General features: G+C 69.8%; 10 protein-coding genes and 1 pseudogene. 7 read left to right on the top strand and 4 right to left on the bottom strand.

The window, feature by feature from the left end:
* Positions 1-264: 264 nt before the first annotated feature.
* Positions 265-930 carry a TetR/AcrR family transcriptional regulator gene (locus tag ACFFQA_RS06865; protein WP_377850794.1) on the top strand — a complete coding sequence of 222 codons (666 nt, stop codon included), beginning with the start codon at positions 265-267 and terminating at the stop codon, positions 928-930.
* A 421-nt stretch (positions 931-1,351) separates the two neighbouring features.
* Here ACFFQA_RS06865 and ACFFQA_RS06860 read toward each other — a convergent pair whose 3' ends face one another.
* Positions 1,352-2,608, bottom strand: a complete 1,257-nt coding sequence (locus tag ACFFQA_RS06860; RefSeq protein ID WP_377850793.1) for an SGNH/GDSL hydrolase family protein — start codon at positions 2,606-2,608, stop codon at positions 1,352-1,354.
* A 104-nt stretch (positions 2,609-2,712) separates the two neighbouring features.
* Between ACFFQA_RS06860 and ACFFQA_RS06855 the strand changes: the two are divergent.
* A pseudogene (locus tag ACFFQA_RS06855) lies at positions 2,713-3,260 on the top strand (nitroreductase family protein); the annotation flags it as partial.
* Positions 3,261-3,266: 6 nt separating this feature from the next.
* Here ACFFQA_RS06855 and ACFFQA_RS06850 read toward each other — a convergent pair.
* Positions 3,267-3,896, bottom strand: a complete 630-nt coding sequence (locus ACFFQA_RS06850; RefSeq protein WP_377850807.1) for a hypothetical protein — start codon at positions 3,894-3,896, stop codon at positions 3,267-3,269.
* A gap of 124 nt (positions 3,897-4,020) precedes the next feature.
* Between ACFFQA_RS06850 and ACFFQA_RS06845 the strand changes: the two genes are divergently transcribed.
* From ACFFQA_RS06845 to ACFFQA_RS06825, 5 genes are all read left to right on the top strand, one after another.
* A complete protein-coding gene (locus ACFFQA_RS06845) occupies positions 4,021-5,256 on the top strand; it encodes an NUDIX hydrolase (RefSeq protein ID WP_377850792.1) in 1,236 nt (411 codons plus the stop codon).
* A 30-nt stretch (positions 5,257-5,286) separates the two neighbouring features.
* Complete coding sequence (locus ACFFQA_RS06840) at positions 5,287-5,418, top strand: hypothetical protein (protein WP_377850791.1); 132 nt, start codon at positions 5,287-5,289, stop codon at positions 5,416-5,418.
* Positions 5,415-5,561: a hypothetical protein gene (locus ACFFQA_RS06835; protein ID WP_377850790.1), complete on the top strand. Its 147-nt coding sequence runs from the start codon at positions 5,415-5,417 to the stop codon at positions 5,559-5,561. The genes ACFFQA_RS06840 and ACFFQA_RS06835 overlap by 4 nt, the downstream gene beginning before the upstream one ends.
* 59 nt (positions 5,562-5,620) lie before the next feature.
* On the top strand, positions 5,621-5,950 hold the full coding sequence (locus ACFFQA_RS06830; protein ID WP_377850789.1) for a DMT family transporter: 330 nt from the start codon (positions 5,621-5,623) through the stop codon (positions 5,948-5,950).
* A 499-nt stretch (positions 5,951-6,449) separates the two neighbouring features.
* Entirely contained in the window at positions 6,450-7,145 is a 696-nt protein-coding gene (locus ACFFQA_RS06825; protein ID WP_377850788.1) for a GntR family transcriptional regulator, read from the top strand.
* On the opposite strand, the gene ACFFQA_RS06820 is transcribed toward ACFFQA_RS06825, so the two are convergent.
* Together ACFFQA_RS06820 and ACFFQA_RS06815 are read right to left on the bottom strand one after the other, a co-directional pair.
* Positions 7,087-8,472, bottom strand: a complete 1,386-nt coding sequence (locus ACFFQA_RS06820; RefSeq protein WP_377850787.1) for an OFA family MFS transporter — start codon at positions 8,470-8,472, stop codon at positions 7,087-7,089. The genes ACFFQA_RS06825 and ACFFQA_RS06820 overlap by 59 nt on opposite strands.
* Before the next feature lie 66 nt (positions 8,473-8,538).
* On the bottom strand, positions 8,539-10,686 hold the full coding sequence (locus ACFFQA_RS06815) for an acetate--CoA ligase family protein (protein ID WP_377850786.1): 2,148 nt from the start codon (positions 10,684-10,686) through the stop codon (positions 8,539-8,541).
* Position 10,687 lies beyond the last annotated feature (1 nt).

The raw sequence follows: 10,687 nt of genomic DNA, 5'->3' as shown, positions 1-10,687 counted from the left end.
GTCACCTTGACGGCGTCGGCGAGGGTGTTCATGCCCCGCTCGAGACCGCGACGGGCTTGTTCGTCGAACGCGATCAGCTTCGCCATGTCCCTGGTCCTCTCCCTGCGTGCCGGGGTGGCCGGCACCGACGCCCGCGACGGCGTTGCACCACCGGCGCCGGCCACCGAGTTGGCACTCCCACGCCGAGAGTGCCAACCGCAGCGTACACAAACTTGCGTGCGCGCAAAAATGCGTGCGCGCAGAGCGAGGCGGTAGGCTGGCGCCATGAGCGCGAACGAGAGCGGCGGGCTGCGCGAGCGCAAGAAGATCGCCACCCGCGAGGCCCTCAGCGCGGCGGCCTTGCGCCTCGCGCTGGAGCACGGCCCGGAGAACGTGCGGGTCGACGACATCGCCGAGGCCGCCGGCGTGTCACCGAGGACCTACAACAACTACTTCTCCAGCCGGGAGCAGGCGATCGTCGCCGCGATCGCGGCCGAACGCGCACTGCGCATCGGAGCGGCCGTCCGGGCCCGCCCTGCCGACGAGCCACTGGCCGAAGCGGTCGTCGAGGCGGTGCTGGAGCAGTACGGCGCTGGGCTGGAACAGTACGGCGCGGGCGGCGAGCCGACGGGCGACGCACTCGCGCTGATCACATCCGCACCGACGCTGCGAGCGGAGTTCGTCACCACGGTGACCGCGATCGAACAGCCGCTCGCGGCGGCGATCGCGGCCCGCACCGGCAGCACCGACACCCTCGCGGTGACGGTGCTCGCGGCGGCGGTGTCGGCGGCCGTTCGCGTGGCGGTCGAACGCTGGCTGCACCCGGCGCCGCAGTCGCCTCTCGTCGTCCCGCAAGGGTCGCTCACGGATCTTCTGCGCGACGCGCTCGCGCACATTGTGCCCGCGCTACGCGAAGTCAACGAAAAGAATTCCGGCGCTACCCCGGAGTGACCGATGAAACTCGCCGAGTGCGCGAAACACAGCACACCCGGCGAGAAACTTTGTGCACCGGGGAACCCGATCAGCGCGTTCCCCGGCGCATCAGCACCCATAATCAAACAGCGGCAACTGCCTTGTCACGGACCATACGGACAAGTAGTCATTATTCCAGCTTACGACGGACATAACCGGACAGGACCACTCCGAAATCTCCGTTCATCAGTCGGAAACAAGACCGCAAGTTAACCGGGAAAACGGAGATGCCGCCAAGGGGCCATCAGGGTGAGCAAATAACTTCTCTAGCGAAAAATCACGACAGTGTGATAGTCCTGGAATGCGCCGGAAAATCGCATCCCGAGCAATGCCCCGACGCCCGCGCGCTCGCGCCCCGATCAGTCCAACCCGGGACGCGAGCACTACGGACAGCGACGAACTACAGCGTGGCCAGGTCCACCGCGGCGGCCATCGCGCGGTATCCCGCGTCGTTGGGGTGCAGCCGGTCGCCACTGTCGTAGGCGGCCCGCAACGTGTCCGGGTCGTTCGGCTCGGCCATCACGCGGTCCAGGTCGAGCACCGAGTCGTACACGCCCGAGGTGCGGATCCAGTTGTTGACCTCGTCGCGGACGGCCTCACCGCGCTCGGTGAAGTAGAAGGCTCCCTTGAACGGCAGCAGCGTCGCGCCGACCACCCGGATCCCTCTCGCGTGCGCCCGCTTCACGAGGTCGTGGTGGCCCGCGATCAGCTCGGCGGCGGTGACCCGGGGATTCGGCAGCACGCAGGGCTGAGCGGGGACCTCGCTCATCCCGATGTCGTTGATGCCCTCCAGCACGATCACGGTGCGCACCCCCGGCTGGTCGAGCACGTCCCGCTGGAACCGGGTGCCCGCCTTCTCCCCCATGCACGGCGAGTCGTTGAGCACCCGGTTGCCGCCGATGCCCGTGTTCAGCACACCGCGCCGAACCCCCGCCGTGGCAAGGCGTTGCGCCAACTGGTCCGGGTAGGTGGTGAACGCGCCCATGGTCGCGCCCGCCCCTTCGGTGATGGAATCGCCGAAGGTGACCACCGCCTCCCGCCGCGGCGGGAGGCCGGTCACCTCGACCCCGGCCAGGTAGTACCAGGACGTCGAGGTCTCGGTGAACGCCGCCGCGCCGAGGTCGGCGACGTGGTCGCCGGTCGCGCGGAAGCTGGTCGCCGTACCGAACAGGTGCAGCGACGCGGGTCCGGTCGGCTCGGCCAGGTACAGGGTCACCGTCAGTCGCTCCAGCGGCGCCACCGGAAACGGAGCCGGATCGCTGACGAGCTCGCCGCCCGCGGGGATCACAACCGAGCGCGAGAACCGGAAAGTCAAGGGGCGCAACGACCCTGGCCGCACAGCAGCCCCTTCGGCCGTGCGCGCGACGGTGGCGCTGGTGACGCGCAGGGGTTTCGTGCCGAAGTGGTTGGACAGCCGCACGCGTGCCACCGCGCCGCCCACGCTGCTCCGCACCACCTGTCGCACGGTGTGGTTGTCGAAGCCCTTCTCCGACCAGTTCGGCGCGAACCCGGCCGTGGCCCGCTGCATCGCGGTGGACCACGTGCCCGTCCACACCCCGTGCGCCGGGCTCGCCGCGGCCGGTGCCGCGAGCAGACCAACCCCGAGCAGCAACGCGGACACCAACGCGGACAACGCTGTGGCCACTCTGCGTCCCATGAGACCTTCCCCCTCCTGAAGTCTGTGTTCAGATCAGCTACAGGGAAGGTAGACAAGGGGTCCGACAACATCATTCCGCCCGAGTGTGGGCAGTTCCCGGAACAATGAGCTACCAGCGGCTTTCCGCAGACGACGTGCTGACGACGACGCGATCCGTGCGCCGCAGGCTGGACCTGGGGCGCCCGGTGGACCTCGGCCTGGTCCGGGAGAGCCTGGAGATCGCGTTGCAGGCGCCGAGCGGCTCCAACTCACAGCGCTGGCACTTCGTGGTGATCACCGACGCCGAGCGGCGCGCCTGCCACCAGTACCTCGACTCACCCGGCGCCGCGGGCAGGCTGCACGCCGACGACCCCACCCGGTCGAAGGTGCAGCGGCGGGTGCACTCCAGCGTCGCGCACCTGGCCGACGTGATGGGCCAGGTGCCGGTGCTGGTGATCCCCTGCCTGCGCACCGGCTCAGCGCGGCTGCCCGGCGGCAACCAGGCCGGGATGTGGGGTTCGCTGCTGCCCGCCGCGTGGAGCTACATGCTCGCGGCCCGCGAGCGCGGTCTCGGCACGGCGTGGACGACGCTGCACCTGGTCCACGAGCGCGAGGTCGCACCGGGGCGCTGATCCCGACCGCGCACTACACGGGCGGCGGTTTCAAGCCCGCCCGCACATCAACCAGTGGTGACCGGCAGGACGCGCCGGGGCTCGTCGTTGTCGCGTCTGCTCCAGCGCAGTCCCGCGCTGTCGACGAACTCGAAGGTGAAGCTGTAGTCGCCGCCGGGAACGCGCTGGGGCTCACCGGAACCGTTGAGCAGCTCGATGTTGCGCTGGAAGTGCTCGCCCGCCTTGAGGATGCCCTGTCTCGGCGACTGGACCGTCGACGGACCGTAGCGCCACGCGAGCGCGGGCTCGACGTTGGTCAGGGTGATGTCGAACAACGGTGCTTGGCTGTGGTTCTCCACCTTCACCGTCACGAAGTCCCCGCGGTTGGCCATGACGCTCACGAGCAACCGAGCCTGCGCCTTGTCCCGATCGGCTCGCTCCGCCACGCGAACCCTGCCGTCGCGCCGCGCGATCCACAGCGCGGCAACGACGGCGGCGGTGGTCGCGACCGCGCCCACCCAGTTCCCGACCGCGCCCCACCACTCGGCGGACTGGCCGGTCAACCACGTCAGCACCCGAGGGGCCGTCGGCCACGTGATGATCAGCAGCTCGCACACTGCGACGACCCCGAAGGCGGTGTCGCGGACGGCTGATAAGCGCACGGCGGGCTTCGAGAGCCACTCTTCGAGATCGCCCATGCGCGCCATCCTCTCGTTTCGTCCACAAAGACCGTGCGGCGGGATCACCACAATCCGACCACGCCAGGTCACCGGGGCCCTACAGTGAACGACCACTTGATCCACTAGCGCGACGGGAGCCCGCGTGCCCAAGTTGCTCAGCCGCACCCGGACGAGAACGGACTACCTGGCCTTCCTGCTCTCCCGGGAGTGGCCGGTCCTCGTGTCCGCGTTGGGCGTCGTGCTCGGTGTGGTCACGTTGCTGCCGAGCGCGTTGGGGCTGGCGTTGTCGGTGATCGCCTTGGCGCTGGGCACAATCACGCTGATCCGCGATGTCCGGCTGCTGCGCGCCCGGTGGTCGGCCTACGACTTCTCCACCATCGCGGCGCCGTTCCCCTGCGAGGAGCTCCCGCCGCCGCTGGCGTACCCGGACGCGCACTACCTGCACATTCCCAACCGGGGCACGGTGATGCTGAGCGCCGAGATGGACAAGGCGCTCCAGGGCAGGCGGTTCACCGTGGAGATCGACGAGGAGCCGTATCGGCTTCCCGCGCGGTTGCGGGCCACCGCCCCGCACGTGTTACCGCTACAGAGCCGTGGACGGCTGGTGTTCAACGGAAATGTCCTTGGTATGCACGGAGAACCGCTGCCCGCGACCGGAACCGGGCCCGGCGCCGTACGGCTGCACCGAGCGCGGTTCTTCGACGGACAGTGCTCCAACGAGGTCTGCTCCCTGCGCATCACGGAGACGGCGACCGGCGTCGAGCACGACCTGCGGCGGCACGAGCTGGTCGACTCCTCCGGCCGCGTCCGGCCGTTGTCCGCCAGCACCCTTGCCGACCTGGTCGGGGTCAGCACCATCGCCGTCACCACCGACGGGTTCCTGCTCGCCACGGTGCAGTCGGCGCGGAACTCCGCGAGCCCGCTGCTGCTCGCGCCCGCGGGAAGCGGCACCTTGGAGCCGAAGGACGCCGAGGACAGGACCGACCTGACCGAGATCGTCCGCGCCGCGATGGAGCGGGAGCTGCTGGAGGAGACCGGACTCCGGCCGGAGGAGCTGCTCACCACGCACGTGCTCGGTTTCGGCAGGTGGATGGAGCGCGGAGCCAAGCCGGAGTTCTTCGGGCTGACCCTGCTGTCCGTGGACAGCGAGCGGGTCCGGGGCCGCAAACCCGTTGGGGCGGAACGGCTCTACACCTCGGCGCAGGTCTTGGTCGAGCTGGACCTGGCCGCGTTGGGCGCCCAGCTCGGCGCGGGAGCGGACCTGCTGACCGCGCCGGGCCTGCCGCCGAGGCTGCGGGACGACGGCTCGGTCCCCCTGGTGCTCGGGGTTCGCGCCGCCGCGCTCTGGGCCGCGGAGAACGGCACAGCAGCGGGGTGACCTACCCGCCCGCTGGAAGCTGCCGCCGACGTGGTGCTCCACCATTTCCGTACCAAGAACGCGCTCGAACCGGCGCTGGCCGCCGCGTCCGGCCAGCCGAGGGCCGCGACACGCGTCTACCTGTCGGCCGCGAGTGGCGCGGTGACGGCGACCGGCTCATGACCGCGCTGTTCACCGCAGCGCTGGTGGAGCCCCTGCGTGGGATGTACCAGCGCTGGCAGCGGCGGCTGGAGACCCCGGCGACGGCGACACTGGTCCAGCGGGCCGTGGACGGGCGGTCGCTGGCGGGTCTCGCACCGCCCTGACCGGACCTGCATCCCCGCGTGTTCGAGCTGCTGTTCTCGTTGATCGACAGGGAGGCACCATGATCGCCTGGCTCGCGCTCGGGAGCGCGGTGGCACTGGAGACGGTGGCCACACTCACCCTGCGGGCACTGTCCCGCGAGGTCCGGCTGCTTCCGCTGCTGCTGGTCATCGCGGGCTACGCCGGGGCGTTCGCGCTGATGACGGTCGCGCTGCGCTCGCTCAACGTCGGCACCGTCTACGCCATCTGGTCCGGCGTGGGCACCGCGGCGGTCGCCATCATCGCCGCGCTGGTCTACGGGGAGTCCCTCACCCTGGCCTCGGTGAGCGGCATCGCGCTCATCATCGCCGGGGTCGTGGTGCTCTCCCTCACCGGAGCGCACCACGCCTAGCGCCTGTCCCGCACGTCGTCCCGATGCCCCAAGACGGCAGCGCCCCCGTGTGCGCGTGGACTGGCGTGATCGAGTTTTCGCGTTTTGTAGCGTTAATGCGCAAAAGAGCGCTCTCATTTCGCATTAAGCCTACAAAACGCGAAATGAGGGGGAGGGGGGGAGGGGGCCAGGGGGTGAGGGGGCCAGGGGGGTGGCGAGTGGTGGTATGACGTGCAGGAGGCGACTTACCCGTTGGGCCACCGACATCGGTTTCCTTGGCTACTGGACGGCCATCAGGCTCATCCCGCCGCACCCGAGGGGGCCTCGTCGGGCTCGCCGCGATCACTTTCTGGGCGCTGCGCGGGGAGTTCGACCCCAGATCGACGTCTGCGCCACGCCGTGGCCTGATCGTGACGCCGCCGCGTGCCCCGCCCGTGCTCCGGGACGCGGCCTGCACTTTGCATACCAAAACCTGTATCCTGACTACATTCTGGGGGAACGCCGTCGAATGAGGTGCCCGATGAGTCAGCCCGCCAGGGCCCGCCGCACACCGCTCAGCGCCGCCGCGGCCAAACGCGTTGAGCGGCCCGCCCCGCTGCGGCAGGTCGTCTACGAGGCGCTGATGGACCTCATCGTCAACCGCACCCTGGCCCCGGGCCAGCACCTGGTCGAGGTCGAGCTCGCCGAGTACCTCGGGGTCAGCAGGCAACCGGTCCGGGAGGCGTTGCAGCGCCTGCACAACGAGGGCTGGGTGGACCTGCGCCCCGCCCAGGGCGCCTTCGTGCACCAGCCCACCGACGAGGAGGCGGACCAGCTGCTCAGCGTCCGCGCGGTGCTGGAGGCCCACTCCGCGCGACTGGCCGCCGAGCGTGTCACCCCGCAGGACGTGGAGCGGCTGTGGGAGCTGCACCGCGACGGCGTCGACGCGCTGGCCGCCGAGGACGTGGATCGCCTCGTCACGGCCAACGCGTCGTTGCACGCCTTCATCACGCACCTGTCCGGCAACGCCGTGCTGGCGGAGCTGATCGGGTTGGTCGAGCGCAGGGTTCGCTGGTACTACACGCCGATCGCGCAGCCGCGCGGGCACGACGCCTGGAACGAGCACGCCGAGCTGATCGAGTCACTCGCCGCCAACGACGCCGACACCGCGGCCCGGCTCATGACGGAGCACACCGAGCGGACTCGTCGGACGTACCGGGAACAGGCTGACGACTGACGGGCAGCCGGCCGGGCTGGCGCAGGAACAGGGTCAGCACGGCCGACAGCAGCGCGATCCCGCCGGCGAGCGTGTACGCGCCCGCGTAGCCCCATGCGCTGACCACGGCGGCGGCGAGCCCGCCGCCGCCGATCCCGCCGACCAGCTTGGCGCTGTAGACCAGGCCGTAGTTGGAGGCGTTGTTGTTCTCCCCGAAGTAGTCCGGGACCAGCGAGGCGAACAGCGGGTAGAAGGCGCCGCCGCCGAAGCCGCTGAGGAACGCGAAGAACATGAACAGCCACAGGTCGCGGGTCTGTCCTGAGTAGAGCACCCCGAACTGCGCGAGACCGGCGATCACCAGCACCGCGGTGAGCGTCTGCCTGCGGCCGATCCGGTCGGACACCCAACCCACCACCGCCCGCCCGGTGCCGTTGACCACCGACAGCACCCCCGCCGAGGACGCTGCGACGAACGGGCCGAAGCCGCTCTCCTCGGCGAAGGGCACCTGGAAGTTGATGCCGAACAGCGACACCCCGCCGATGATCACCAGGCACGCCCACATCAACGGCAGCATCCCGGTGCGGATCGCCTCCATCGGCGTGAACTGCCGGACGGCAGGCGGGTTCTTGGCCAGGCTGGTGTTGACCTTGCGGTTGCGCGCCCAGACCGTGGGATCGACGTGCTCGGGCCACCAGTTCTTCGGCGGGTCGGCGAACAGCAGCCCGCAGACCGCGACGACGACCAGCATGTAGCCGCCGATGAGGTCGAGCACCAGCGAGTAGTTCGCCGGGCTGAGCAGGACGCTGAAGACGTAGATGAACGGCACTGCGCCGTAGGCGAAGCCGCCGTTGACGAAACCCGTTCTGGCACCTCGCTTCTCCGGGTACCACTTGCCGACCATGTTGATGCAGGTGGCGTAGACCAGGCCGGCGCCGGTGCCGCCGAGCACGGCGTAGCCCAGGAAGGCCAGCAGCAGGTTTCCGCTGTGCGCCAACGTGAAGTACCCGATCCCGCAGCACACCGCGCCCAGCAGCATCGCCGTCCTGGCGGAGATGACCCCCTTCTCCCGGAGCCTGCCCGCTGGGAAGGCGACCCCTGCCTGGAAGACGGCCCAGACGCTGGCGAGCCAGAACACGTCGTCGAGCGACCATCCGTATCTCGCCTTCAGCGTCCCGGTCACGGCTCCCCAGCCGTACTCGAAGACGCTCACCGCCATCATGGCCACCCAGGGGAGCCAGACCATCCAGCTCCGCGATCTGCCCATGATGTCGTGCGGGCTCTCGCCGACACGGTAGGTCCTGCCGTTGTGGTCGATGATCTCCCGATACCGCTGCGCTGTGGTGGTCATGACTACTGCCTCATTTCGTCAGCGTCGACGAACTCCCCTGATGTGTGGCAGGCGGCGGCCGGGCGGCTACCCGGGCACCAACCCGGCCGCGCGAGCCCACCGGTACTTGGCGCCCAGGACCGCGACCGGTTTCTCGGTGGTGTACGGATGGGCGACGATTCCGTTGCGGTACAAGTGATCGCTGGCCCGTTCGACCTCCACGTCCCCGGCCAGCGATGCCACAACCGGCTTGTGCACGCCCTTGGCGCGGTACTCCTCGACGACCTCGGTCACCAGCTCGGCGAAGACCATCGGCGGGGTGACGATCGTGTGCCAGTAGCCCAGGACCAGCGCGTGCACCCGCTCGTCGCGCAGCGCCAGCGCGATGGTGTCGCGATAGGTCGACGGCGGCTCTCCCCCGGTGATGTCGACGGGGTTGCCCGCCGCGCCGAAGGGCGGGATGAAGGCGCGGAAGGCTTCGTCCAAATCGGACGGTATGGCCATCAGCCGCAACCCGTTGTCCACGCAGGCGTCCGACAGCAGCACCCCGGAGCCACCGGCGCCCGTGATGATCACGACGTTCTCCCCGCGCGGGGTCGGCAGCAGCGGCAGGCCTCGGGCGTACTCCAGCATGTCGTTGAGGCCGGGCGCCCGGATCACCCCGCTCTGCCGGAGGATGTCGTCGTAGACCTTGTCGTCACCGGCCAGCGCGCCGGTGTGCGAGCTGGCCGCCTTGGCGCCCTGGGCGGTCCGGCCCGCCTTGAGCACGACCACCGGTTTGGTTCGGGAGACCCGCTTCGCGGTCTCGGCGAAGGACCGGCCGTCCTTCAAGTCCTCCAGGTGCATCGCGACCAGCTGGGTGTTGTGGTCGGCCTCGAAGAAGGTGAGCAGGTCGTCCTCGTCGATGTCGGCCTTGTTGCCGACGCCAACGATTGCGGAGACCCCCATGCCCGACGAGCGGCTGAAGCCGAGGATCGCCATGCCGATGCCGCCGCTCTGCGAGGACAGCGCGACACCGCCCTGGACGTCGTACGGGGTGCAGAAGGTCGCGGACAGCCGCTCCGGCGTGTAGTAGTAGCCGTAGATGTTGGGCCCGAGGACACGCACGTTGTGTTTGCGCGCAATGGAAACGACCTCGTCCTGGAGCTCGTGGTCGCCGGTCTCGCCGAACCCGGACGGGATCAGGATCGCCCCGGCCACCCCCTTGGCCCCCGCTTCCTCCAGCGCGCGGGGAACGAGCTTCGCCGGGATGGCGAACACCGCGACGTCGACCTCGCCCGGCACGTCGGCGATGCTGGCGAAGGCCTTGCGGTCCAGGATCTCCGTCGCCTTCGGGTTGATCGGGTGGATGTCGCCGCGGTAGCCGCCGTCCACCAGGTTCCGCATCACCGAGTTGCCGATCTTCCCCGGCTCCGAGGACGCGCCGATCACCGCGATGGCCGTGGGCCGCATGATGCGGTTCATCGAGGCCAGGATCTCCTCCTGGGACAGGCGGACCGGCTCGACGGCCGCCCGATCGTCGACCACCACGCGCACGTCCACCGCCGTCGCTCCCGCCGGGGTGGCCAGCACCGGGTTGAGGTCGATCTCGGCCAGCTGCGGGAAGTCGGTGACCAGCTCGGCCACCCGGTGGATCAGCAGGGCGAGCGCCTCGGCGTCCACCGGTTCCGCGCCGCGGACGCCGCGCAGGACCTCCGCGGCGGCGATGCCCTCGACCATCGACCTCGCCTCGGCGGTGGTGGTCGGGGCCAGCCGGAACGTGACGTCCTTGAGCACCTCGACGAGCACGCCGCCCAGCCCGAATGCCACGATCTTGCCGAAGGTGGGGTCGGTGGCAGCGCCGATGATCACCTCCTGCCCCTCCTCAAGCATCCGTTGCACCTGGACGCCGAGCACCTGGGCGTTCTCGTTGTACCGCAAGGCATTCGACACGATCGTGCGATAGCCGTCCGCCACCTGCTCCGCCGTGGTGAGCCCGACAAGGACTCCGCCTGCCTCGGTCTTGTGCAGGATGTCCGGCGAGACGATCTTCAGCACCACCGGCAGCCCGATCCGCTCCGCCAGCCGCACCGCCTCCTCCGGCGAGCCCGCGAGTCCCTCCTCCGGCGTCGGGATGCCGTAGGCGGTGCAGACCGCTCGTCCCTCCGGGGCGGTCAGCGAGGTCCTGCCCTCCGCGCGGACCTTCTCCAGGATCAGCCGGACCGCCTCGCGGTCCGGTCCCGTTGTGTCAGGCATG

The organism is Allokutzneria oryzae (genome assembly GCF_042429765.1).
Classification (GTDB): Bacteria; Actinomycetota; Actinomycetes; order Mycobacteriales; family Pseudonocardiaceae; genus Allokutzneria; species Allokutzneria oryzae.
The sequence above is the reverse complement of the archived record's forward strand: the minus strand, read 5'-3'. Positions and strand labels throughout refer to the sequence as shown.